The sequence below is a fragment of the Nioella sp. genome, assembly GCF_965215655.1.
Lineage (GTDB): Bacteria > Pseudomonadota > Alphaproteobacteria > Rhodobacterales > Rhodobacteraceae > Nioella.
Genome location: NZ_OZ244111.1, coordinates 4,011,341 through 4,033,706 on the forward strand (window position 1 = coordinate 4,011,341; position 22,366 = coordinate 4,033,706).

Annotated in this window: 23 protein-coding genes; 9 read left to right on the forward strand and 14 right to left on the reverse strand. The window is 63.3% G+C overall.

The genetic code is table 11. From position 1 onward, the window contains the following. Positions 1–48 precede the first annotated feature (48 nt). Positions 49–669 carry an enoyl-CoA hydratase/isomerase family protein gene (locus ACOOEX_RS19940; RefSeq protein WP_420396462.1) on the reverse strand — a complete coding sequence of 207 codons (621 nt, stop codon included), beginning with the start codon at positions 667–669 and terminating at the stop codon, positions 49–51. Next, on the reverse strand, positions 666–1,394 hold the full coding sequence (locus ACOOEX_RS19945) for an SDR family oxidoreductase (protein WP_420396463.1): 729 nt from the start codon (positions 1,392–1,394) through the stop codon (positions 666–668). The genes ACOOEX_RS19940 and ACOOEX_RS19945 overlap by 4 nt, the downstream gene beginning before the upstream one ends. A 151-nt stretch (positions 1,395–1,545) precedes the next feature. Here ACOOEX_RS19945 and ACOOEX_RS19950 point away from each other — a divergent pair, with 151 nt between their 5' ends. From ACOOEX_RS19950 to ACOOEX_RS19960, 3 genes are all read left to right on the forward strand, one after another. Further along, positions 1,546–3,147 carry a DUF2125 domain-containing protein gene (locus ACOOEX_RS19950; RefSeq protein WP_420396464.1) on the forward strand — a complete coding sequence of 534 codons (1,602 nt, stop codon included), beginning with the start codon at positions 1,546–1,548 and terminating at the stop codon, positions 3,145–3,147. A gap of 124 nt (positions 3,148–3,271) precedes the next feature. After that, positions 3,272–4,618 (forward strand): TldD/PmbA family protein, encoded by a 1,347-nt coding sequence (locus tag ACOOEX_RS19955; RefSeq protein ID WP_420396465.1) that lies wholly within the window; start codon positions 3,272–3,274, stop codon positions 4,616–4,618. Further along, a complete protein-coding gene (locus ACOOEX_RS19960) occupies positions 4,605–5,384 on the forward strand; it encodes a 3'(2'),5'-bisphosphate nucleotidase CysQ (RefSeq protein ID WP_420396466.1) in 780 nt (259 codons plus the stop codon). Before ACOOEX_RS19955 ends, ACOOEX_RS19960 begins: the two co-directional genes overlap by 14 nt. Before the next feature lie 69 nt (positions 5,385–5,453). Here ACOOEX_RS19960 and rpsO read toward each other — a convergent pair whose 3' ends face one another. After that, entirely contained in the window at positions 5,454–5,723 is a 270-nt protein-coding gene (gene rpsO, locus ACOOEX_RS19965) for a 30S ribosomal protein S15 (RefSeq protein WP_071691776.1), read from the reverse strand. Positions 5,724–6,147: 424 nt separating this feature from the next. Here rpsO and ACOOEX_RS19970 point away from each other — a divergent pair, with 424 nt between their 5' ends. Next, a complete protein-coding gene (locus ACOOEX_RS19970; RefSeq protein WP_420396467.1) occupies positions 6,148–7,794 on the forward strand; it encodes a calcium-binding protein in 1,647 nt (548 codons plus the stop codon). Between the two features lie 7 nt (positions 7,795–7,801). On the opposite strand, the gene ACOOEX_RS19975 is transcribed toward ACOOEX_RS19970, so the two are convergent. Genes ACOOEX_RS19975 through rbfA form a run of 5 tightly spaced genes read right to left on the reverse strand, consistent with a single transcriptional unit; the run spans position 7,802 to position 11,364 of the window. After that, positions 7,802–8,701 (reverse strand): alpha/beta fold hydrolase, encoded by a 900-nt coding sequence (locus ACOOEX_RS19975; protein ID WP_420396468.1) that lies wholly within the window; start codon positions 8,699–8,701, stop codon positions 7,802–7,804. 46 nt (positions 8,702–8,747) lie between these two features. Then, a complete protein-coding gene (locus ACOOEX_RS19980) occupies positions 8,748–9,260 on the reverse strand; it encodes a DUF1643 domain-containing protein (RefSeq protein ID WP_420396469.1) in 513 nt (170 codons plus the stop codon). After that, complete coding sequence (gene truB / locus ACOOEX_RS19985; protein ID WP_420396470.1) at positions 9,257–10,159, reverse strand: tRNA pseudouridine(55) synthase TruB; 903 nt, start codon at positions 10,157–10,159, stop codon at positions 9,257–9,259. The genes ACOOEX_RS19980 and truB overlap by 4 nt, the downstream gene beginning before the upstream one ends. A 43-nt stretch (positions 10,160–10,202) precedes the next feature. Further along, a complete protein-coding gene (locus tag ACOOEX_RS19990; RefSeq protein ID WP_420396471.1) occupies positions 10,203–10,946 on the reverse strand; it encodes a phosphodiester glycosidase family protein in 744 nt (247 codons plus the stop codon). Position 10,947: 1 nt separating this feature from the next. Further along, the gene (gene rbfA, locus ACOOEX_RS19995) at positions 10,948–11,364 is read right to left on the reverse strand and encodes a 30S ribosome-binding factor RbfA (RefSeq protein ID WP_420396472.1); all 417 of its coding nucleotides are present in this window, start codon (positions 11,362–11,364) and stop codon (positions 10,948–10,950) included. A gap of 117 nt (positions 11,365–11,481) precedes the next feature. Here rbfA and dapB point away from each other — a divergent pair, with 117 nt between their 5' ends. Beyond that, the gene (gene dapB, locus ACOOEX_RS20000; RefSeq protein ID WP_420396473.1) at positions 11,482–12,294 is read left to right on the forward strand and encodes a 4-hydroxy-tetrahydrodipicolinate reductase; all 813 of its coding nucleotides are present in this window, start codon (positions 11,482–11,484) and stop codon (positions 12,292–12,294) included. A gap of 31 nt (positions 12,295–12,325) precedes the next feature. Here dapB and ACOOEX_RS20005 read toward each other — a convergent pair whose 3' ends face one another. Continuing rightward, positions 12,326–12,631, reverse strand: coding sequence for an HNH endonuclease (locus ACOOEX_RS20005; protein WP_071691768.1), 306 nt, complete (start codon positions 12,629–12,631; stop codon positions 12,326–12,328). 81 nt (positions 12,632–12,712) lie between these two features. Between ACOOEX_RS20005 and ACOOEX_RS20010 the strand changes: the two genes are divergently transcribed. Continuing rightward, positions 12,713–13,873, forward strand: coding sequence for a TIGR03862 family flavoprotein (locus tag ACOOEX_RS20010; protein ID WP_420398396.1), 1,161 nt, complete (start codon positions 12,713–12,715; stop codon positions 13,871–13,873). Positions 13,874–14,059: 186 nt separating this feature from the next. Here ACOOEX_RS20010 and ACOOEX_RS20015 read toward each other — a convergent pair whose 3' ends face one another. Beyond that, positions 14,060–14,650, reverse strand: a complete 591-nt coding sequence (locus tag ACOOEX_RS20015) for a glutathione S-transferase family protein (protein WP_420396474.1) — start codon at positions 14,648–14,650, stop codon at positions 14,060–14,062. 175 nt (positions 14,651–14,825) lie between these two features. On the opposite strand from ACOOEX_RS20015, the gene ACOOEX_RS20020 reads away from it, so the two are divergent. Beyond that, a complete protein-coding gene (locus ACOOEX_RS20020; RefSeq protein WP_420398397.1) occupies positions 14,826–15,740 on the forward strand; it encodes a hypothetical protein in 915 nt (304 codons plus the stop codon). Positions 15,741–15,749: 9 nt separating this feature from the next. Here the strand turns inward: ACOOEX_RS20020 and holA are convergent, their stop codons facing one another. The 4 genes from holA to ACOOEX_RS20040 all read right to left on the reverse strand — a co-directional run bounded on the left by holA (position 15,750) and on the right by ACOOEX_RS20040 (position 20,389). Continuing rightward, a complete protein-coding gene (holA, locus tag ACOOEX_RS20025) occupies positions 15,750–16,781 on the reverse strand; it encodes a DNA polymerase III subunit delta (protein ID WP_420396475.1) in 1,032 nt (343 codons plus the stop codon). Beyond that, the gene (gene lptE / locus ACOOEX_RS20030) at positions 16,778–17,269 is read right to left on the reverse strand and encodes an LPS assembly lipoprotein LptE (protein ID WP_071691762.1); all 492 of its coding nucleotides are present in this window, start codon (positions 17,267–17,269) and stop codon (positions 16,778–16,780) included. Before lptE ends, holA begins: the two co-directional genes overlap by 4 nt. Next, the gene (leuS, locus tag ACOOEX_RS20035) at positions 17,256–19,814 is read right to left on the reverse strand and encodes a leucine--tRNA ligase (protein WP_420396476.1); all 2,559 of its coding nucleotides are present in this window, start codon (positions 19,812–19,814) and stop codon (positions 17,256–17,258) included. Before leuS ends, lptE begins: the two co-directional genes overlap by 14 nt. A gap of 80 nt (positions 19,815–19,894) precedes the next feature. Further along, positions 19,895–20,389 carry a DUF3576 domain-containing protein gene (locus ACOOEX_RS20040; protein WP_071691760.1) on the reverse strand — a complete coding sequence of 165 codons (495 nt, stop codon included), beginning with the start codon at positions 20,387–20,389 and terminating at the stop codon, positions 19,895–19,897. Between the two features lie 267 nt (positions 20,390–20,656). Between ACOOEX_RS20040 and ACOOEX_RS20045 the strand changes: the two genes are divergently transcribed. Then, positions 20,657–21,616 (forward strand): porin, encoded by a 960-nt coding sequence (locus tag ACOOEX_RS20045; protein ID WP_420396477.1) that lies wholly within the window; start codon positions 20,657–20,659, stop codon positions 21,614–21,616. 75 nt (positions 21,617–21,691) lie between these two features. Continuing rightward, positions 21,692–22,345, forward strand: coding sequence for a YggS family pyridoxal phosphate-dependent enzyme (locus tag ACOOEX_RS20050; protein ID WP_420396478.1), 654 nt, complete (start codon positions 21,692–21,694; stop codon positions 22,343–22,345). The last annotated feature ends 21 nt before the right edge of the window (positions 22,346–22,366 follow it).

Here is a 22,366-nt window from a genome sequence, read left to right on the forward strand (position 1 = left end):
TACCCTGACGGTTTCGTTCAGCTTGTCAAAGCCGCGACACCCACTGGATCAGCGACACATCCGCTTGATCTGTTGCAGAACATCGGGGTTTCCTTCCAGCGCCGCCGCGGCCAGATCCCGCGCCGCACCAAGCAGCGCATCCGGTGAAACGATCCGATCCAGCAGGCCCCATTGCAGCGCTTCGTCCGCTTCGATCTTCTGACTGGCCAACAGGATCATCCTGGCGCGCGCCGGACCGACCAGAGCCGCCAGCCGCCCCGGGTCGGACGGCTGCGGCAGATAGCCGAGCTTTGCCACCGGGTAGAAGAACTTCGCCCCCGGCACCGCGATACGGATATCGCAGGCCAGTGCCATGCCGAATGCCCCACCCGCCAGCGTTCCGTTCAGGGCAGCGATGGTCAGGCAGGGCAGGGCTGCAATCGCGCCGGACATCCGTTCCCATAGCGGCGATACCGCAAGCCCCGCCTTTGCCGCCTCCAGATCCGCCCCGGCGGAAAACACGCGGTCCCCGGCCCCTGTCAGAACGAAGGCACGCAGGCCGTCATCCGCAGCCCCGCTCTCTGCGATTTCGGCCAGCTCCTCCAGCATCCCGGCGGTCAGCGAGTTTGCCTTGTCGGGGCGGTTCAGCGTGACGGTCCAGAGCCCGCCCTCCTTGGTCAGATCAATCACGCGATCACCCCGATCCGGCGGCGAATACTCTCGTCGCGCAGGGAAATCTCTTCGCCAAGAAACTCATCCGCCTGTGCGCCGCACATCCACAACAGGCATTGTGCGGGCCAGTCTGCCGGAATGTGATCCTCCCACGCCAACTGGCTGACCGGGTTCACGCCGCTGGCCTTGATCTCGCGCTGCATCTGCGTGGCGACGGTACCGGGCGACAGGCCGATGGCCCGGATGCCCTGCGCCGCGCCTTCCTTGTGGGCGCATTTGGTCAGCATGGCGACGCCCGCCTTGGACGTGCAATAGTGGCTCCAACCTTCCAGTGCATTATGCGCCGCGCCGGAACTGATGGTCAGGATCGACCCGCCACCGCGCGCCACCATCACCGGCATGGCCGCGCGCATACCGTAATAGACGCCTTTCAGGTTGATATCTATGACATGGCCCCAGGCATCGGGGTCCGAGCCCATCAGCGAGGCAACAGGCTCGATCACGCCCGCGTTGTTGATCAGGATATCGAGCCCGCCAAAGGCTTCGACACAGGCATTGACCGCGGCCTCGACCTCCCAGTAGCGGCTGACATCGCAGGGAATGGCCAGCGCCGAATCGCCGATCTCACCCGCGATCTGGGCGATCTCGTCGCGGGATCGGGCCAGCAGGCAGACCTTGGCACCTTCTGAGGCAAACAGCCGTGCCGCCGCCTCGCCGATGCCGCGGCTTGCGCCCGTTATCATTGCTACCTTACCGTCCAAGCTGCCCATATGCGCTGTCTCCCGCCGAAAATCTGTTGCAATCCAAGGTCATTGTATCCAGACCTTGACGCCCGCCCCTGTGAGGCGGACATTCTTGTCAGCAATTCACATTTGGAAGGTCGTTATGTCAAAGATGAAATCCCTTTCACTCAGCCTGTCTACCGCCGCATTGGTGGCCGCAAGCCCTGCCATGGCCGAGATCAATGCCGATCAGCTTTGGGCGATATGGCAGGAACAAGCCAGCGAGTTCGGGTATAGCCTGACCGCGCAGGCCACCCCCAATGACAGCGGGCTCACTCTCTCGAACGTGACCAACACCATGATGATTGAAGAGGTGTCGATCGCGGGTACCATCCCGCAGATCACCCTGACCAATCAGGCCGATGGCTCAGTCATGATCGCGGCATCCGACTCAATGATCTACTCGATCACCGGGTTTGACGATTCAGATGCCCCCGATGCGATCAACATCCATATCAGTCTGCAAGGATTCGGGGGCTTCGCCACGGGCAGCCCCGAGCTTCTGACCCTGAACACCGGGTTCGAGCGTGCAACCGTGGCCGATGTCGAGTTCGTGGGCGGCGATCCTTCGGAAATCCCCGAAATGATCTATGATATCTCGCTGGACGGGTATGGCGGCAGCGCGACCTATGATTTCTCCGACCCCGCGATGCTTGGCATCACCTCCAGCGGTACACTGGCGGGACTGACTTTCGATGTCGAGATGTTCGAGCCCGCAAGTGGCGCAGAACCCGCCCCGGTGCCGACACCGCAGCCATCCCAGCCCGCACCCGGCAAGGTCGTGACCCCGGCGGCACCGCAACCCACCCCGATGCCGTCCCCGACGGGCGGCCGCGGGGACGGCCATCTCGATCTGTCGATCATGCTGGCCGGCATGGACAGCACCGCCAACGGCACCATGCCGCGCGGCATCGACTGGATGACTGTCGAAAGCTTCCCCGAAGGGTTCTCGATCAGCGGCGATGCCAGCTACACATCTGCCTCGGCCAGTTTCATGTTCGTTGACACCTACGAAAATGTCGATTTCTCGGCCTCGAATACCGGCGGGTCGATCGGCTTTGGCCTGTCTGAGGAAAGCATCCGTTACGCGCTGGCCGCGACGGGTGTCAACATCAACCTCGCAACGAACGAGATGCCCTTCCCGGTGGCCGCATCGGCCGATTCAACCGCGCTGTCCATCGACATGCCACTGGCGCAATCGGCAACGCCGTCGCCCTTCTCGGCCACGCTCGCTTACCAGGGCGTTTCTGTCGATGAATCGCTTTGGGCCATGGTCGATCCGGGCCAGGCGGTTCCGCGCACGCCTGCGACGGTAATCGTCGACCTGTCGGGCACCGTGCAGCTGTTCGTCGACCTTATGTCGATTGATCCCGAGAGCCTGTCGGCCCCTCCGGGCGAGCTGCGTGACCTGACGCTGAACAACCTGCAAGTGTCCTTCGGCGGGGCGGAACTGACGGGCACCGGCGATGTGGACTTCGCCCCCGGCCAGATGATCCCGATGCCGGTCGGCGCGGTGGATCTGAGCCTGACCGGCGCAAACACCCTGATCCAGTCGCTGTCCGACGGTGGTCTGCTGCCGCCGCAACAGGCAGGCATGGCGCGCGGGATGCTGGGCATGTTCGCCATTCCGGGTGCAGGGCCAGACAGCTACACCTCGACCATCGAGTTCCTGCCGGGCGGTGCCATCACTGCCAATGGAGTTCCGCTGCAATAAGCGCGGCCGATGGAAACAACCCGCCCCGGGCTGCCCACGCGGCCCGGGGTTTTCTTTGCGACCTTGCGCCGTTCGCAACAGGGCACTAGGTCTCGAAGTCAGTTCTTGCACAGGATCGCCACCGATGACCCAATCGCCCGAAACCCTCGCCCATGCCCTTCTGGACGCCGCCCGCAAGGCTGGGGCCGATGCGGCCGATGCGATTGCGGTGCAGGGAACGTCGCTTTCCATCGACGTGTTGAACGGTAAGCTGGAACATGCCGAGCGCGCCGACGGGGTCGAGATCGGGCTGAGGGTTCTCATGGGGCAACGGCAGGCTTGTGTGTCCGCCTCGGACATCCGCCCGGAAACCATGCAGGAAATGGCCGAACGCGCCGTCGCCATGGCCCGGCTTGCCCCCGAGGACCCCAATATCGGTCTTGCCGAACCATCGCAGCTGGCCACCGGATGGGACATCGCAGCGCTCGACATGATCGACCCGGCGACAGAGCCCGACCCCGCCGATCTGGAGGCGCGCGCGCTGGAAGCCGAAGCCGCCGCGCTGGCCGTTGAAGGCGTCAGCCAGGTTCAATCCACCAGCGCAGGGTATGGCCGCCGCACCCGCCATATCGCCGCGACCAACGGCTTCTCCGGTGGCTATACCCGCACCGATCACGGCCTGTCCTGCGTTGCCATCACCGGCGAGGGGCTGGGAATGGAACGCGATTATTACGGCGATATGCGGATGCACCGCGCTGACATGATCCCTCCGGCAGAGGTCGGCCGGATCGCCGCCGAACGTGCGGTGGCCCGCAATGGGGCCCGCAAGCCCGCGACCGGCGCTTTCCCGGTGCTTTTTGATGAACGGGTGTCGTCCTCGCTGATCGGGCACCTTCTGCAGGCCGCCAACGGTTCAGCCATCGCGCGCGGCGCGTCCTGGCTGCGCGAGGCGCTTGGGGAACAGGTGCTGCCCGAGGGGCTGTCGCTGATCGAACAACCGCTGCGCCCGCGCGCCAGCGGATCGCGCCCCTTCGATGCGGAAGGGCTACCCACGGCAGAGCGCGCGATCATCGACAAAGGCGTGCTGACCGGGTGGACGCTGGACCTTGCCACTGCCCGCAAACTGGGGCTGCAATCCACAGGGAACGCCGCGCGCGGCACCTCTTCGCCGCCCTCGCCCTCGGTCTCGAATGTGGCGCTGACCCAAGGCACGGCCAGCCGCGAGGATCTGTTGCGCGACATGGGCACCGGTCTGCTGATCACCTCGATGATCGGCAGTTCCATCAACCCGAATACAGGCGATTATTCCCGCGGGGCTTCCGGCTTTTGGGTCGAAAACGGAGAGCTGGCCTATCCGGTCAACGAATGCACTGTCGCTGGCAACCTGCGTGATATGCTGCGCACCATTGTGCCCGCCAATGACGCCCGCACCCATCTGAGCCACGTGGTGCCGTCGCTTCTGGTCGAGGGGCTGACGCTTGCCGGGGCCTGATCTGACCCTTCTGGTCGACGCGGCGCTGGAGGCCGGCAGGATCGCCGAACGCCACTGGAGCCGCGATCCACAGATCTGGGACAAGCCCGGCGGTCACGGCCCGGTAACCGAGGCCGATCTGGAAATCGACGTCATGCTGCGCGAAAGCCTGACCGCCGCGCGCCCCGGCTATGGCTGGCTGTCGGAGGAAACCGAGGACGGGGCCGAGCGTCTGTCCCGCGATCACGTCTTCATCGTTGATCCCATCGACGGCACGCGGTCCTTCATCGACGGGCAAAAGAACTTCGCCCATTCTCTGGCGGTGACCCGTCAGGGGCAAGTGACGGCGGCGGTGGTCTACCTGCCGATGCTGGACAGGATGTTCACGGCAGAACTTGGGAAAGGGGCGGCGCTGAACGGCGCACCCCTCGCCGCCTCCGGCACCCATGATGAACCAAGTGCCACGGTTCTGGCCTCTCGTCCGAATTTCAAGCCGGATCACTGGCCGGGGGGCGTGCCCACGGTTCATCGCAGTTTCCGCCCCTCGCTGGCCTACCGGCTGGCGCTTGTCGGGCAGGGCCGCTTTGACGGCATGATCACCTTCCGCGATAGCTGGGAATGGGACATTGCCGCCGGCGCGCTGATCGTGTCCGAGGCAGGGGGGCTGATCTCTGACCGGGACAACCGGCCGCTTGCGTTCAACAACCCGCGCCCGTTGCTGCCCGGCGTTATCGCCGCCAACCGCCCGATCCATGCGGCCCTGATGGCGCGGCGCGCCCTGGCCTGACACCCCTGAAACGCAAACACCCGCCCGGATGGAACCGGACGGGCGTTCGTATTCTCGATCAGGCTGCGTTCAGCGGCGGATGCCGAGACGCTGGATCAGGCTCTGGTAACGAGCTTCGTCCTTTGCCTTGGTGTAGTCCAGCAGCTTACGACGCTGAGCAACCATCATCAGAAGACCACGGCGGGAGTGGTTGTCCTTCTTGTGGCTCTTGAAGTGCTCGGTCAGCGTGTTGATGCGGCTGGTGAGAATCGCGACCTGAACTTCGGGCGAACCGGTGTCGCCTTCCTTGGTTGCGAATTCCTTGATCAGACGGGCCTTTTCTTCGGCAGTAATCGACATCGGGGTCTCCTTTTCAGGTTCAAAGTGGATGGCGCAGGCCGGGATGTCGTCCAGCAAGGCCCATGGAGAAGTGTCACCCCAAGCGGGGCGATTGCGGGCGTATAGGGGATTATCCGGGCAAAGGAAAGCCCCATTTTCTCCAACCAAATAAGGCAATTCTGCCGGGATTGGGGCGGTCGGTCATTAACCATATGGATAGGATTTTATTGAGCTTTTCATCAAAGACTCGGAACATTTACGCCTCGACTGGTGATTCATTCACCCTTCGGAAACAGCGCCACATTTATTCCACAGGAAAACCTTGTGGTGGTCGGTAAATGACCCAATGGCCGGCGCAAGATCATCGTCAAGCATATGAAAAGGCTCAACCCCCGGGGCCATTCGTTGAGGCAAAGGAACGAAAATGATTGCAGCGGGTGGAGTAATGTTGCTGATGCTTCTCGGGTTCGCGCTCGAGGGGCTGTTTTCTGGCGGCGATGAACAAGATGGCGCGAGCGATGGCTCGGACTCGGCTGCCGATGGCCGCGCCGATGGCGGCTATGACGCCTCCGTCTATACCTCCGATCTGCATGACCTGTTGTTCGGTACCGATGGCATGGGCAATCCCGGCTCCGGCTCCGAAGAGGACAGCGGCGACAGCGGCGAGTCCGGTGGCGACCTGCTGGATGGCCTGTTCGCAGCCCCCGAGGATGACCCGCAGGAGCAGCAGGTCCTCTTCGGCACAGCTGCCAGCGAGGCGATGTCCGGCGATGTCGGCGACGATGCAATCTACGGCGAAGATGGCGACGATTCCCTTTACGGTGATGATGGCGAAGACACGCTTGACGGTGGGGACGGGGCCGACACGCTGGACGGCGGTGATGGGGCCGACACCCTGATCCTGGGCGATGGCGACCTTGCCACTGGCGGCGAGGGTGAGGACACGTTCCAGACCGATGACGATATTCCCGAAGATGTGCCGATCCTGACCGACTTCCTGACCGGTGTGGATACGATCCTTGTGCGCTACGATGGCGACACGCCGCCGGAAATCACGTTGGAAGCGGATGAAGAGGCCGGCAATACGGCCGTGTTCTCGGATGGCGTGCAGATCCTGCAACTGGATGGCACCACCGATGTCAGCCTTGACGATGTGGTTCTGGAGCAGGAGATGACGGACCCAACAGACGGCGATGACTCGCTGACCGGCGGGGAAGGCGATGACACGATTGATGGCGGTGAGGGCGATGACACGATCACCGGCCTCGATGGGGACGACCTGCTGAACGGCGGCACAGGTGATGATATCCTGCGCGGGCGCACCGGCATGGATGAACTGTTCGGTCAGCAGGGCGCAGATGCCCTGACCGGAGGCGATGGCGACGATCTGATTTCGGGTGGCACGGAGAATGACCTCGCCTTCGGCAATGAAGGTGACGACACCGTGCAGGGCGATGACGGCAACGACGAGCTTTACGGTGATCAGGGCGCTGATGTTTTGCAGGGTGGAAGCGGCCATGACCTGCTGCATGGCGGGGAAGACGACGACAGCCTTTACGGCGATGATGGCGATGACCTGCTGTTCGGTGCCGAGGGTGACGACGACATGCAGGGCGGCGACGGCGATGACTACCTGCTTGGCGGGTTCGGGTCCGACAACATGTCCGGCGGTGACGGCAATGATACGCTCGATGGCACCTTCACCAGCGGTGACAGCAGCTTCGGCCCCTATGATGAGGACAGCCCCGACACGCTGACCGGCGGCAACGGCAACGATCACCTTTTCCTTGGTGAGGGCGATATCGGCATTGGCGGTAGCGGTGCGGATCTGTTCGAATCCGGCAGCTACATCGAATCCGAGGCCGCAGTGGTGACGGATTTCAACCCGGACGAAGACCAGATTCAGGTCAGCGTGGACCTGGAGGCTTCGCCTGATCCCGATGTGTCCGTCATTGATTTCGACGATGGTACCGGCGCCAGCATCATGGTGGATGGCACGATCGTTCTGCAAGTGACCGGCGCGCAGGGGCTTGACCCCTCGGCCATTCTGATCCGCGATATCCGCCTCGACGATCTGGCGGAATCTGCCTGATCGGCGGTTACCCCGCGAGGAAATGCGGACGGACCGCCGTTAGGATGGCCTCGGGCACTTCTTCCATCGCGAAATGACCGGTTCCATGGATCTCTTGCCCGGTCACAGGCTGCTCACACCAAGCCTGCCACAAGGCCTGTGGATCGCCCGTCTTTGCCGGAAAGCCCGCGCTGGCCCATACGAAAAGCATCGGAGCGGCGATCTTGTGGCCGGACAAACGGTCGGCCTCATCCAGGGCACGGTCTATCGTTGCCCCCGCCCGGTAATCCGCGCACATCGCATGCACACGCGCCGGGTCCGATGCCTGCTGCCGGTACCTGTCAAGGGCAGCGCCTTCAAAGGGTGCGAGGCTTCGGCAATGGGTCCAGCTTGACAGGGTCCAGTCGAAAAACGCCAGCGGATCGGCCCCGATCATCCGTTCCGGGATAGGGGCGGGTTGGGCCAGAAAGGTCCAATGGTAGGCCTTGAGCGCCAGTTCCGCATCCCACGCCTCCCAGAAATCCACCGTTGGCACCACCTCGATGATCCCCAGCCGGTCCACCCGGTCGGGATGATCCAGCGCCAGCCGATAGGTCACCCGCGCGCCGCGGTCATGTCCAAGGATGTGCGCTTTGGGCAGCCCCATGAAATCCATGATCCCGATGATATCCCTCGCCATTTCTCGCTTGGAGTAGGTGTGGTGATCGGCATCGTCGGCAGGCGCGTCGCTGTCGCCATAGCCGCGCAGATCGGGGATGATCACGTGAAAATCCCGCGCCAAATCGGGCGCGATCTTGGCCCAACACATGTGGTTCTGCGGAAAGCCGTGCAGGCAGATCAGCGGTGGCCCTTCACCCCCCTGATGCACGGACAGGCGGATGCCGTTCGTCTCGATGAAGCTCTGCGTGAAGCCTGGAATATCCGACATGGCGCGGCCCTCCTGCCTGACAGACTGCGCGCCGCGAAGAGCGAGGTCAACGGGCAGGCCAGACCTGCGGCTCCGTGGCATAGGCGATATAGAGCGGATGGCGCGGATGCCCCGCCTTGGACAGCCCCAGACAGTGCAGATCGACGCCTGCCCCGCGCAGCAGCGCCTCTACCTCCGGTCCCCGGTTCATATGCTCGCCATGCACGCCCCAACCGGCGATGACCGTGTCGGCCCAGTCCAACCCGTCAAGCAGGAACGCGTCATTCTCGCCCCCCACAGGGTCGGGCGCGGCGCGCAGCAGGCGCGGATCGGTTTCCCGCCAGGCGAAGATGTTCATCACCCGGAACCCGCCAAACCCCAACACCCGCGCCCGCCGTTCGCAGCGTTCCACGGTGGGGTCGTTCTGCACCTCGGTCGCCTTGGAGGGGTTCAGCATGATGAACAGAACCCGAGGCCCAGCCTCATCCCAGACCCGGGTCAGCGAATAGCGGTACCGTTCGCAATCCGAGTAGACCGCGACGCTGGCCGCATCTCCCTTTTGATGGGTTCGCGTGATCACAGGTTGAAGACGCGAGAGGGGTGCACCTCGCCCCCCCGATAGATGCCGACGGCGACCGGCGTGCCCTTGTAAGACACCCAGACCTCCTCGCCATACTCGGCGGTGCCCAATACCTGCCCCGGATTGCCGTTCTTCAACCGGGCATATCCCAGATCGTTGGCGCGCAGTTCCGGCAGATCATCTAGCCCCACCTGTAGCGGCAACAGATGCGCATCGAGCGCCGGGTCTTTGGCCATTTCCTCGACCACCGAGAACGCCACAGCATCCTCTACATCGAAAGGGCCGGACCAGACGCGGCGCAGCTGTTGCACATGGCCAAGGCATCCGAGCGCTTCGCCCAGATCCCGCGCGATCGACCTTACATAGCCGCCCTTGCCGCAGACCATCTCCAGCTCAGCATGGTCGGCATCGGGTCGCGACAGCATTGTCAGGCTTTCAACGAATAGCGGACGCGCGGCAATCTCGAACTCTTCGTCGTCACGGGCCAGTTTATAGGCGCGTTCCCCGTCGATCTTCACGGCGGAAAACTTGGGCGGGACCTGCATGATATCGCCCTCAAACCCCTTCAAAGCCTCAACAATCCGATCATCCGTCGGGCGCAGGTCGCTTGTCTGGATGACCTCGCCCTCGGCATCATCGGTGTTGGTCGCGGCCCCGAACGTCACGGTAAACACATAGGCTTTCATGGCATCGGTGATGAAGGGCACCGTCTTTGTCGCCTCGCCCAAGGCCACCGCCAGCACGCCCGTCGCATCCGGGTCCAGCGTGCCCGCATGGCCTGCCTTCTTGGCATCGAACGCCCACCTGACCTTGTTGACCACGGCGGTCGAGGTCAGCCCCGCGGGCTTGTCCACCACCAGCCAGCCGTGAATATCGCGTCCCTTGCGCCTGCGCCCCATGGCTCAAGTCTCCGTAAAAAAACGTCCCAGAAAGGCGATGCTGCTAGCGGGACTTGCCCGCCTCGTCAACAACCGTCCCCAGAATGGGGCCCAGTTGGAACCCGAAATCGTCACGCCCCAGATCCGGGGCATAAAGCCGCGAGACACGCCCATCGAGGTAGAGCGCATTGGGCGTGCCCAGATGATCTCGGAAGAGCCGCCCGAAATGGTCGAAATTCACCGCCCTGTCGGAAATCGCGAAGATCGCGCGGGTGCCGGTCGCGTCGACCCCCACCCCGTTGCGGATGTTGAGAGATGTGCTGTCGGGCAGAAAGCGCGGATGCAGCGCCCCGTCAATGACCAGCATCGGCCCCGATTGCGTGGCATAGCGGCAGTCGGGTGGGTTCGCCGCATAGGCGCGGCTTTCTATCACCTGCGCACGGCCCGCCTGAATGCAGAACACCCCATTGGGCAGCAATCCGAAATTGCCCGGCCCGTCAGAGGTGACGACGCGCATTTCCTGCCGCCCATCCTCGATATAGAGCCCAACGGGCCGCCGATCGTCATGGAACATGCCAGCATTCACGGCAAAGCCAAGCCGCTGACCGGGCCTCAGGTTGCGTTCGACACGAGAGAAATTGCCAAGGATATTGCCAGCCTCATCGCGCAGGAACAGGCGTAGATCCTCGCGGGTCAGATCCACTTCGCAGATGGTGAAATCGGCGCCATCAAACTGGTCCTGCCGGCATTCGGTAGCCTGCGCCGCCGAAGCGGCCAGCATCATCAGCGAAACGGTCAGCCAGCGCATCCTAGTCCTCGTCGCTGTCCTCGGGGCTGTCCAGATCCTGCCGCACTTTCTCCTGTTGGAACAGCGCACGCGCCTCGTCCATCTTGTCGAAGGTCTCGTCGATCAGGAACCGGAAGTCGGGCGCGTATTTCAGGTTCATCTTCTTGGTGATGACCCGCCGCAGTTCACCCTTGTTGCGCTTCAAGGCCTGGATGGCCTCTTGCCGATGACCGCCCCCAAGGGGCAGGACATAGACGGTCGCAATCTTCAGATCGGGCGAGGTCCGCACCTCGCTCACCGTAATCGACATCGCGTTCAGTTCGGGGTCATGAATATCCCCCTGCATCAGCACATCCGACAGGGTGCGCCGGATCAGTTCGCCCACCCGCAACTGCCGCTGCGAGGGCCCGGGTCCGTCGTGAAACTTGTTCTTTGCCATGGCCATCATCCTTTGCCCCTCCCTTATGGGATCACCCCGCCCCCCGCAAGCAACGGCTTTCACCCGCGCCCGGGGTGCGCTAGAGCAGGGGCAGGATTTTGCCAGAGGATCGGGATCATGCAGGGCAGCACCGCAATCGCAGTCATGGGGGCATCGGGCCGGATGGGGCAGATGCTGATCAAACTGGTAAACGAAAGCGATGCCGCGCATCTGGTTGCGGTGACGGAACGCGCTGGCCATGACTGGGCGGGGCGCGATCTGGGCGAATGCATGGGCGGGGCCGCAACCGGGGTCATGGTTCATGCCGATCCGATTGACGCCATCGTGAATGCACAGGCCGTGATCGACTTCACCTCGCCTCAGGCGACCGTGGCCCATGCCCAACTGACCGCACAGGCCCGCTGCGTCCACGTGATCGGCACCACCGGCATGGATGACAGCCACGATCAGGCACTGACCCATGCCAGCCGCCACGCGACGATCATCCAGGCCGGCAATATGAGCCTTGGTGTTAACCTTCTGGTGCAGATCACCAAACAGGTTGCCGCCGCGCTGGATGAAGATTTCGATATCGAGGTGATTGAAGCCCATCACCACCACAAGGTCGACGCCCCCTCTGGCACCGCGCTGATGCTGGGGCAGGCGGCGGCGGATGGCCGGGGCATTGACCTCAATGTCGCGAAGGATTCGGGCCGCGACGGCATCACAGGTGCCCGTCAGCGCGGGCATATCGGCTTCTCCGCCATTCGCGGCGGCGATATCGTCGGGGAACATGACGTGCTTTTTGCCGGTCAGGGCGAACGCATCGTGTTGCGCCATGTCGCCACCGACCGCGCCATCTTCGCCCGAGGCGCGCTCAAGGCCGCGCTTTGGGGGCAGGGCAAAGGCCCCGGCCGCTTCGATATTCTAGATGTTCTGGGAATGCGCTGAACCAGCCCTTAAGCAGCCGAGAACCGGTGGATCAGCGAGATTGCCAGCCCCGCCGCGCGCCGGGGGTCTTCGAGTGGAAATCGGCAGGGCGCTTTCGCACCCAGGCGATGAACTTGCTCAACCTCGGTTGCGCCTGAAGCGCTTCGATCGTGTTGAAATCGCGTGCGAGCTCTGTTTCCGACAGAGTCGCGTGAATCTCGTTGTGACAAATCTGGTGCAGCAAAACGGTCGGTCCGCCCTTGCCGCCGCGCAGGCGCGGGATCAGGTGATGAAGGCTTTGCTTCGCGTGGGGAGGGATCGGTCGTCCGCAGAGGGGGCAGATTGGCGTTTCGTCCATTTCGCGTGTGGTCCTGCGCTGTCCTGAGCCATAGGATGGGGCAAACCCGGGACGAGGCAAGCGCGGATGCAAACCGAAAAACTGGACGCGGTTGTGATTGGGGCGGGACCAGCCGGTCTGATGGCCGCCGAGGCCATGAAGCGTGCCGGGCGTTCCGTGGTGATTGTCGAAGCAAAACCTTCGGCCGGGCGCAAGCTGCTGATGGCAGGCAAATCGGGATTGAACCTGACAAAGGACGAGCCATTCGCGCGGTTCCTCGCGGCCTATGGTGAGGCTGAAGACTGGCTGAAGCCGATGTTGCAGGCGTTCGGCCCAACAGACGTGAAGACCTGGGCCGAGGGGCTTGGGCAACCGGTGTTCACGGGATCATCCGGTCGGGTGTTTCCAAAGGTGATGAAGGCGTCGCCCCTGCTACGGGCCTGGCTTGGGCGGATCGGGGCAGAGATGCGGCTGCGCTGGCGCTGGACCGGGTTCGAGGGGCCCGCGCTGCGCTTCGACACGCCGCAAGGGCAGCGGCTGGTGCAGGCAGAGGTAAGTGTTCTGGCGCTTGGCGGTGGATCCTGGGCGCGGCTCGGGTCGGATGCGGCCTGGATGCCGTGGTTGCAGGATATCGGCGTTGAGGTGGCCCCGATCGTTCCGGCAAATATGGGGTTTCGGGTGACCTGGTCACCGCATATGGCGCGTTGGTTCGGGGCCCCGGTGAAAGGCTGTTTGCTGACCGCCGGAACCCGGGATGTGAGGGCGGAATTCGTGGTGTCCGAACGCGGGGTCGAGGGCGGTGGCATCTATGCGCTCTATCGCGAGTTGCGCGAAGGGGCGGGGCTGGTGCTGGATCTGTTCCCGGATCAGACACTTGAGGATCTGGCCGCGCGCCTTGCCCGCCCGCGCGGGAAGGCGAGCCTGTCCAACCATCTGCGCAAGCTATTGGGATTGGAGGGCGTGCGCATGGCCCTGGTGAATGAGGTCGCGCGACCTCTGCCGGAGGGTGCGGCGCTTGCGGCAAATCTGAAAGCGCTGACTCTGCCGCTGGCCGGGCCGAGGCCGCTGGATGAGGCGATTTCCACGGGCGGCGGCGTGATGCGGGCGGCGGTCTCGGACGGGCTGATGCTGCGGGCGCGGCCCGGCACATTCGTGGCCGGCGAGATGCTGGACTGGGAGGCCCCGACCGGGGGGTATCTGCTGACGGGCTGCCTTGCCACAGGGCTATGGGCCGGGCGGCACGCGGGGGCGTGGCGCGGCTGATTGCGCCCCGGACGGTGCCGGGTCGCGGCGGGGGCGGTCCTCGTCAAGCCCCTACGGGGCCCTCCTCGAACCGCGTTGCCACGGAAGGCGGTGCCGACCGTTCCGGACATTCCACGATCCACTGGCGGCGCTGCAGGAACGCCTCCGGCCGGAGTATTTGGGCCGAGAAGCAGGGGCGCGCGCGGGTCAGGCGGCAGCGGCTTTCTTGTAGGCGGGGCGGTCGAACATCATGGCCCCGAAGGCGTGGATGCGGTCATCGACGATGGGGAATTTCGCGCCAACAGCCCATCTGAGGCAATGGGCCAGCAGGATGTCGGCAATCGTCATGGTTTCACCCATCAGGAAAGGGCCGGTTTCGGACATGCGTGGCAGCAGGCGGTGTTGGCTCTGCTCGAACTCCCATCTCAGGCTGTCCTTGATCGCAGGCAGACGATGTTCTTCGGGCAGGACAAAGCTGTGACGGGCGGCCATCCAGAGGATCTGGTCGAACTCTTCGTTGATGAAATGGGTGAGCGCATCCTGATGGGCGCGGTCGATGGTTCCGGGCGCGAAGGTCAGGGCCGCGTGGCGGTCAGCCAGGTAGGTCATGATCGCCAGCGAATCGGTGATCGGGACGCCATCGGCGATGAGGACCGGCACTTTGCCCGCCGGGTTCACGGCGACGACGGAGGGATCGCGCGGCGGGGCCTGCACATGGTCATAGGCGAGCCCAAGTTCCTCCAGCATCCAGAGAACGCGCAGGGTGCGGGTCTGGGTCTTGCCGATCACTTTGTACATGCTGTGCCTCCTGTTGCATCGGCGCAGTCTGGCGCGTGACGGCGGGGGCGTCCAGAGGCATGCCGTTGCCTGCCTGTTTGTGTTAGCCTGATGTCGAGGCCGATCAAACAGGAGACATCCGATGCACCGCCGATCAAGGCACCTATTGCTCGCAGTCTGGGTTGCTTTGGCCGCGGTGAACCCATTGCAGGCGCAAACGACGGATATTCCGGACTGGCTGCAGCAGCATGTGGGGCAAGGGGAAGGACAGATCGCCTTGGTGGTGCTGCAAAGGGCGCGAGATCTGTACCGGGAGCAGGTGCGCGAGGCGGGTATATCCAACCCCTGTTACCTCGCGATGGACGCAACGCGCCCCAGCACATCTTCCAGTGGCACACCGGGGCAACGGTTCTACATCATCTGCGAGGCTGAAGAGTCGTTCCGCGCGGTGTCGTCCGGTTATGGAAGCGGGCGGGATCTGCCGCAGGCGAACTTTCGGAATGGACGGGAATGTGCACGGCATTTCAGCAATGCGGAAGGATCCAATCTGACCATGGGCGGGGCCTATGTGACGGCGGAGACCCGGACCTCCTTCAAGGGCTATTTCAGCGAGTCCGATGACAGGGTGCCGTTCGAGCGGACCTTTCTGCTGTTCGATGGCATGGGCGAAACCGACAATGCGCGGGAGCGGGAAATCGGTGGGCATGTCGCGATGTTCCTGCGGTGGCAATGCCGTTACAGCGACCCGGAAAGCCCTTTCGCGGACGAGGACGGCTATGTCCCCTTCGGCCGACTGATCAACTATGATGGCGGGCGGAGCAATGGTTGCACGACATGGTCGGAAGAGGTGGCGGAGGATATCATTGCGATGGTCGAGGGGGAGCCGACGACGCTCTACATCTACCCTGAATCCGGAGATATCAATGCGGTGGCGGAGGCCGTGACAGGGCAGCGGAGCCTTTCGGAGGAGGGACTCTACTGGAACGCGGCCTGCCTGGAGGAGATCGAGACACCTGTATTCTGGACGCGGGAAACCCTGCGGCCAATCATTGACCAATGGCGGGAGTCTCTGCCGGAACAACCGCCCCTTGAGCTGCCGATCTGTCGCTGACCGATTGTCCTATCGCATCCGTGACGCTACCGTGGCCAGCCGGATCAGCACCCGTTCCAGCAGCGCATCCTGCGGGGCGTGCTGGCTGGACCGCAAGGTCAGGTCCAGCTCAATCAGGGCCTGAAGGGCCTGTTCCAGCCGGTCCGATCCCCACATTCCGGCCTGCCGGACCATCTTGTCGCGGCGAGGACCGAAGACGGGGGGGCGCAATGCCCCGACACCGGCGGACGCCCCGCCGGGATGAATGGCGGCGGCGTGGAGCGTTCGGAAATGGCGCAAGGCCATGATGGTCAGGGTCACGGGGGCGACGCCCTGTCCCGTCAGTTTCTGCATCAGTGCGCCGATCTGGGCGATCTGGCCTTCCGCTGCTGCGTGGATGATATCGTCCATCCCGGCCTCGATCGTGGCGGGCGCACAGGCAGACACATCGGCCACGCTGACCGGGGTGGGGTCACCAATCTTGTAGAGCGCCAGTTTTTCAACTGTCTGGCGGAAATCGCCGGGATCCAGTTGGGTGGCCAGTGCGGTGAGCTGCGCAGAAGCATCGCGGTCAAGCTGGGTCACGCCGGATTTGGCCAGCGTCTCCTCGATCTCGGCGCGGCTTGGCGGGTCGTCATAGATGCCCACGCAATAGGCTTGCTTGTGGCCTTCAAACAGCTTGCGCAGGGCGGATTTGGCGGGCAGGGCGCGCGGCGCGGTCACGATGATCTGGGCGTCGCCCGGTTGCCAGTCCTTCAGCGCTTCCGCAATTACCGGGGCAAGCCCGTCGGCGGCATCTTCAACGAAGGCCACGCGCGGACCGGGAAAGAAGCCGACGGCCTTCACCGAATCCAGCAACAGGGCCTTTTCGCTGCGCAACTCACTGGCGGAGATCCGGCTCAGGCGCATCTCCTCCTCCGCGCCGGGGCCAAGCAGTTTGGCAATCACATCCTGCCGCTTGATGGCCACGCGCATCGCATCGGCCCCGAAGATCAGCAGGCCCGCGGCGGATTGGTCGGGATTGGCAAAATAGGCGCTGGCGTCGCGGGCCGAAAGCTTCATGACCAGCGAAGCGAGGAGGCCAGTAGCCGCGACATGACTTGATCGGCCAGCGCGATCATCAGCCGATCCTGCGCGTCGCGGCGGGCAGCGGTGGTCGCGACCGAGGTCGAGGTGGTGGAATAGGCCGTGAAGGTTGAAACGGAATCGGCCAGCAACTGCGCATCCGTCGCGGTTTCGGTCAGCGTAAACCGGACAGTGCCCGCGATATTGATACGGGTGATGTCATTGGTGCCGGTGATGGCCAGATCGGTTTCCGAGGTCTCGATGATATAGTCGAGCCGGTAGGTCTCGGCCTGAGGCAGGCCAAGCCGTTCCTCCAGTCGCGCGACCAGCTGAAACCCGAGCCGCGTGTCCGGGGCGGCAACCAGCACCTGCCCGCGCAGGGCCTGACCCGCCCCTCCCGGCGCATAGACCGGAGCAAAGCCGCAGCCCGCAAGCGGGGCCACGGCCAGAAGGGTCAGAAAATGGCGGCGGTCAGATGACGACATTGACGATACGGCCCGGAACGACGATCAGTTTCTTGGGCTGACCACCGGCCAGCGCCTTGACCACAGCGTCGTCTGCCAGCGCGATCTTTTCAACCTCTTCCTTCGCCATATCCTTGGCGACGGTGATTTCCGACCGACGTTTGCCGTTGATCTGGATGGGCAGCGTCACGGTATTTTCCACCAGCATCGCCTCATCCGCCACCGGCCAAGACGCATCGGCCAGCAGACCCTCGCCGCCCTGATGGGCCCAGATATCCTCGGCCAGGTGCGGGGTCATGGGTGACATCAGCTGCGCCAGCGTCATGATCGCCTGCTTCTGTGCCGACGCGCCTGCCTTGGATTTGGCCAGCGTGTTGGTGAAGGCATAGAGCCGGGCAATCGCCGCGTTGAAGCCAAAGCTTTCAATGCCAAGCGTCACGTCACGGATGGCCTTGTGCATCTCGCGCAGCAGGTCTTCGTCGCCTTCACCCTTTGCATCGGCGTCCATCGCGGCGATGCGGTCACACAGGCTCCAGACCCGGCCCAGATGTTTGTGGGCAGCCTCGGCCCCGGCGGCGGTCCATTCCACGTCACGTTCCGGCGGGGAATCGGACAGCACGAACCAACGCGCTGTGTCGGCGCCGTAAGAGGCGATGATGTTCATCGGGTCGACGACGTTGTTCTTGGACTTCGACATCTTGGCGGAGGGGATGATTTCCACCTCCGTGCCGTCTTTCAGGAACCCCTTGCCATCGCGCATCTCTACCGCTTCCGGGTAGTGATACACGGGGCGGCCATTAGCGTCGCGGGTCTGGAAGATCGCGTGCGTCACCATCCCCTGCGTGAACAGCGCATCGAAGGGTTCCTTCGACTTCTCCGGCAGATGACCACAGATATGCATCGCGCGAGCGAAGAAGCGGGAATAGAGCAGGTGCAGGATCGCGTGCTCGATGCCGCCGATATACTGGTCGACATTCATCCAGTAGTCCGCCTCGGCCATATCCGTGGGGGTCGTGGCGCGCGGCGCGGTGAAGCGGGCGAAATACCAGGACGAATCGACAAAGGTATCCATCGTGTCGGTTTCGCGTTTCGCGGGCGCCCCGCAGGACGGGCAGGCGCAGTCGCGCCAGGTCGGGTGACGGTCAAGCGGGTTGCCGGGAATGTCGAAACTGACATCCTCGGGCAGCTCAATCGGCAGGTTTTCCTTTTTCTCGGGCACCACGCCGCAGGCATCGCAATGCACCACGGGAATCGGGCAGCCCCAATACCGCTGACGGCTGAGGCCCCAGTCGCGCAGGCGGAACTTGGTCACGCCATTGCCAAGGCCTTTGGCTTCCATATAGTCGATGGTGGCGTCGATCGCCTCCTGCCCCGTGGCCTCATCCAGCCCGGCGAAATGGTCGATCCACTTCACTTTCTCGGTCTTCGGTGGCACGAAGGCCTCTTTCTCGACCGGCGCGGGATCATCCAGAGCCACAAACGTGTCGATTACTGGCAGGTCGTACTTGCGGCAGAAATCCAGATCGCGCTGGTCATGCGCGGGGCAGGCGAAGATCGCGCCGGTGCCGTAATCCATCAGGATGAAGTTGGCGACCCAGACGGGAATTTCCCAGTCCGGGTTCAGCGGATGACGCACGCGAAGGCCAGTATCGGCCCCCAGTTTTTCCGCCTTTTCAATGGCTTCTTCCGTAGTGCCGCCCTTGCGCATCTCGGCCACCTTGGCGGCGAGATCGGGGTTCTCGGCCTCCAGCGCCTTGGTCAGCGGGTGGTCGGGGGAGATGCCGAGGAAGGACGCGCCCATCAGCGTGTCGGGACGTGTCGTGTAGACCTCCAGCGACTCGTGCCCATGCGCAGGTTCGGTCAGCGCCCACGAGAATTGCAGACCGCGCGATTTGCCGATCCAGTTGGCCTGCATCAGTTTGACCTTGGCGGGCCAGTCATCCAGCCCATCCAGCGCGTCCAGCAACTCGCCTGACATGTCGGAAATCTTGAAGAACCACTGGGTCAGCTCGCGCCGTTCCACCAGCGCGCCAGACCGCCAGCCGCGCCCATCCTCGACCTGTTCATTGGCCAGAACGGTCATATCGACCGGGTCCCAGTTCACGATGGCGTTCTTGCGGTAAACCAGACCTTTTTCAAGGAAATCGAGGAACAGCGCCTGTTGCTGACCGTAATATTCCGGGTCGCAAGTGGCGAACATGCGCGACCAGTCGATACCGAAGCCAAGCGGCTTCATTTGTTCGACCATCGTGTCGATGTTTGCATAGGTCCATGTCTTGGGATGCCCGCCCGAGGCCATGGCGGCGTTTTCCGCAGGCATCCCGAAGGCGTCGAATCCCATCGGGTGCAACACATTGTGGCCAGTCGACTTTTTATAGCGCGCGATGACGTCGCCCATCGTGTAGTTGCGCACATGGCCGATATGGATGCGGCCCGACGGGTAGGGAAACATCTCCAGCACGTAGTATTTCGGCTTCGTCTCATCGCGCTTGGCGAGGAACGTGCCGGACTTTTCCCAGGCGGATTGCCATTTCGGTTCGATCACACTGGGGTCGTAGCGGGCCATGTGCTGTCCTTGTCGTCTGTCATACGAAAACGCCGGGCACGAGGGCCCGGCGTGTGTTTAGAAGCCTTGCGGGGCAGAATCTAGAGGTCACCTTCGCGGATACGGATCTGACGCGCGCGGGTCAGAATCGCATCTTCCACGGCGCGCTGCGTTTCCCGGCTGACAGGGCCACCACGCGATTGCAGGGCCACGCGCAGGCTGCGGGCATCAAGCGCAGGGTCGGTCACATAGACCGTCGCACGATAGGCGCGGCCACCACCGGGCGGGGTGCCATAGCCGAAGACGATGACGCCCGAGAACGGATCAGCGGCCTCGATCGGCATGAAGTCGAGAATCTCAAGCGAGGCATTCCACAGGTAGCGGTTCACCTCGACGGTCACATTGGGATCGTCGTTATTGGAAAACAGATCCCAGATCGTGTTGCGCGACGGATCTGGAAGCGCACCGCCTTCAATGAGTTGTGCACGGGTTTCTGCGCTCATCTCATTATCCATCCCGCCGAAACGACCGCCGCAGGCCGTCAGCGCCGAAAGCGCAAGCAATATCGCCAAGATTTTGCCCAAACGTCCGATCATGATACGCTCCCGTCCCGTTCCATTCCGGTTTACAGCCTTAAAACCGCTTGGCCCTTGGTATCGCAGGGCCAATAGCGCGGCAAGTGTCTTAAAAGGCGCGTAAGCAGGTGACCCGTTGGGCTACTGTGACATGTCTGCACCATCACCGGGGCAAGATGCCTTATCCGCGACGCGCTTTCTTGCAATCAGACCGCCGAAAGTTGAGAGAGAGGCATACCCAACGCGGATTCCCCGGTTGGGGAGATTTTATCTAACGAGGGAAAAACCATGAAAAAGGTTCTCTTCGCAACGACTGCACTCGTCGCCACCGCGGGCGTCGCATCTGCAGAAGTCGCAGTTTCCGGTTACGCTGAAATGGGTCTTGCCGGCGGCGACTCCATGGAAACTCAGTTCATCCAGGACATCGACGTCACCTTCACCCTGACCGGCACCACCGACAACGGCCTGACCTTCGGGGCTGCCATTGACATCGACGAGGGCGGTTCTGGTGCAGATGCCGTTGCTAATGACTTCGAAGATGGTGGCGTTGCGGTGTTCATTTCCGGCAACTTCGGCACCGTCACCATGGGTGACACCGACGGCGCTCTGGACTGGGCCCTGACCGAAGCTGGCAATGTCGGCAACCCCGGCACCCTGCGTGACGACGAAACCGGCCACGGCGGTTACCTCGGCTCCTACGGCGACGGTTCCGCCGACGGTCAGGTGCTGCGTTACGACTACTCCTTCGGTGATTTCGCATTCGCGATCTCGATGGAGCAGGACACTCGCATTGGCGGCGTCAACAATGGCGGCGTTGTTGACGCGGGCGACAACAGCGGCAACATGGCCCTGGGTCTGCGTTACTCCACCTCCGCAGGTGGTGTGGATCTGAGCCTCGGCCTCGGCTACCAGTCGACCGACTTCGGCACTGCAAACGATCAGTCCATCATCGGTGCATCGGTTGTTGCATCCTTCGCAGGCGGCTTCTCCGCAGGCATCCAGTACAGCGACTGGTCCGACGTGGGCGGTGTTGCCGGTGCAGACAACTCGCACCTGGGCATCGGCATCGGCTACTCGATGGACGCCATCTCGCTGCACGCCAACTACGGCGAGTACGACTCCGGCGCATCGGGCTTCGGCCTCGCGGCAGCTTACGACCTGGGTGGCGGCGCTGGCCTGCACCTCGGCTACGGCTCGACCGACGGTGGCGCAGACACCTGGTCCTTCGGCCTGGCAATGTCCTTCTAATCCAACCGGATTATTTGGTAGGGAAGAGCGGGCTTTATGCCCGCTCTTTTCTTTTGTGCAGAAGGATCGTCACAGATGTCACTTTCCGAAATCTCCCGGGCCATCACACGGGCAGAAGCCGCCGCAGGGCGCGCGCGCGGGTCTGTTCGCCTGATTGCGGTGTCCAAGGTGCAACCGCTGGATCGGGTCGAGGCGGTGCTGGAAGAGGGGCATCGGTTGTTTGGCGAAAACCGTGTGCAGGAAGCCGCCGGGAAATGGCCCGCGTTCCGGGACCGATTCGAGGGCATCGACCTGCATCTGATCGGCCCGCTGCAAAGCAACAAGGCGCGCCAGGCGATGGAGCTGTTCGACGCGATCCACACGCTTGACCGGCCCAAGCTGGCCACAACACTGGCCCGGCTGGCGCAGGATCTGGGACGTTGCCCGGATCTGATGATCCAGGTGAACACCGGCGCGGAACCGCAGAAGGCGGGCGTCCTGCCCGGCGACGCGGATGCGTTCATTGCGGAGGCGCGGGCGCTGAATCTTCCAGTAAAGGGCCTGATGTGCATTCCGCCGGTGGAGGAGGAACCGGCGCTGCACTTCGCCCTGCTTGCAAAGATCGCAGAGCGGAACGGATTGCCGGAACTGTCCATGGGCATGAGCGCGGATTTCGAGACGGCGATTGCGCTTGGCGCGACCTATGTGCGGGTGGGGTCGGCGATTTTCGGGGACCGGGTGCCCGGCTGAGAGCGGTTTCGCCGCCTTCCG

What these genes read in the sequence shown, in the direction of transcription:
- ACOOEX_RS19945 (WP_420396463.1), bottom strand. Translation starts at nt 1,394, where the DNA reads ATGATAACGGGCGCAAGCCGCGGCATCGGCGAGGCGGCGGCACGGCTG.
- ACOOEX_RS19950 (WP_420396464.1), top strand. Translation starts at nt 1,546, where the DNA reads ATGAAATCCCTTTCACTCAGCCTGTCTACCGCCGCATTGGTGGCCGCA.
- ACOOEX_RS19955 (WP_420396465.1), top strand. Translation starts at nt 3,272, where the DNA reads ATGACCCAATCGCCCGAAACCCTCGCCCATGCCCTTCTGGACGCCGCC.
- rpsO (WP_071691776.1), bottom strand. Translation starts at nt 5,723, where the DNA reads ATGTCGATTACTGCCGAAGAAAAGGCCCGTCTGATCAAGGAATTCGCA.
- ACOOEX_RS19970 (WP_420396467.1), top strand. Translation starts at nt 6,148, where the DNA reads ATGTTGCTGATGCTTCTCGGGTTCGCGCTCGAGGGGCTGTTTTCTGGC.
- ACOOEX_RS19975 (WP_420396468.1), bottom strand. Translation starts at nt 8,701, where the DNA reads ATGTCGGATATTCCAGGCTTCACGCAGAGCTTCATCGAGACGAACGGC.
- truB (WP_420396470.1), bottom strand. Translation starts at nt 10,159, where the DNA reads ATGGGGCGCAGGCGCAAGGGACGCGATATTCACGGCTGGCTGGTGGTG.
- ACOOEX_RS19990 (WP_420396471.1), bottom strand. Translation starts at nt 10,946, where the DNA reads ATGCGCTGGCTGACCGTTTCGCTGATGATGCTGGCCGCTTCGGCGGCG.
- rbfA (WP_420396472.1), bottom strand. Translation starts at nt 11,364, where the DNA reads ATGGCAAAGAACAAGTTTCACGACGGACCCGGGCCCTCGCAGCGGCAG.
- dapB (WP_420396473.1), top strand. Translation starts at nt 11,482, where the DNA reads ATGCAGGGCAGCACCGCAATCGCAGTCATGGGGGCATCGGGCCGGATG.
- ACOOEX_RS20005 (WP_071691768.1), bottom strand. Translation starts at nt 12,631, where the DNA reads ATGGACGAAACGCCAATCTGCCCCCTCTGCGGACGACCGATCCCTCCC.
- ACOOEX_RS20015 (WP_420396474.1), bottom strand. Translation starts at nt 14,650, where the DNA reads ATGTACAAAGTGATCGGCAAGACCCAGACCCGCACCCTGCGCGTTCTC.
- holA (WP_420396475.1), bottom strand. Translation starts at nt 16,781, where the DNA reads ATGAAGCTTTCGGCCCGCGACGCCAGCGCCTATTTTGCCAATCCCGAC.
- lptE (WP_071691762.1), bottom strand. Translation starts at nt 17,269, where the DNA reads ATGTCGTCATCTGACCGCCGCCATTTTCTGACCCTTCTGGCCGTGGCC.
- leuS (WP_420396476.1), bottom strand. Translation starts at nt 19,814, where the DNA reads ATGGCCCGCTACGACCCCAGTGTGATCGAACCGAAATGGCAATCCGCC.
- ACOOEX_RS20040 (WP_071691760.1), bottom strand. Translation starts at nt 20,389, where the DNA reads ATGATCGGACGTTTGGGCAAAATCTTGGCGATATTGCTTGCGCTTTCG.
- ACOOEX_RS20045 (WP_420396477.1), top strand. Translation starts at nt 20,657, where the DNA reads ATGAAAAAGGTTCTCTTCGCAACGACTGCACTCGTCGCCACCGCGGGC.
- ACOOEX_RS20050 (WP_420396478.1), top strand. Translation starts at nt 21,692, where the DNA reads ATGTCACTTTCCGAAATCTCCCGGGCCATCACACGGGCAGAAGCCGCC.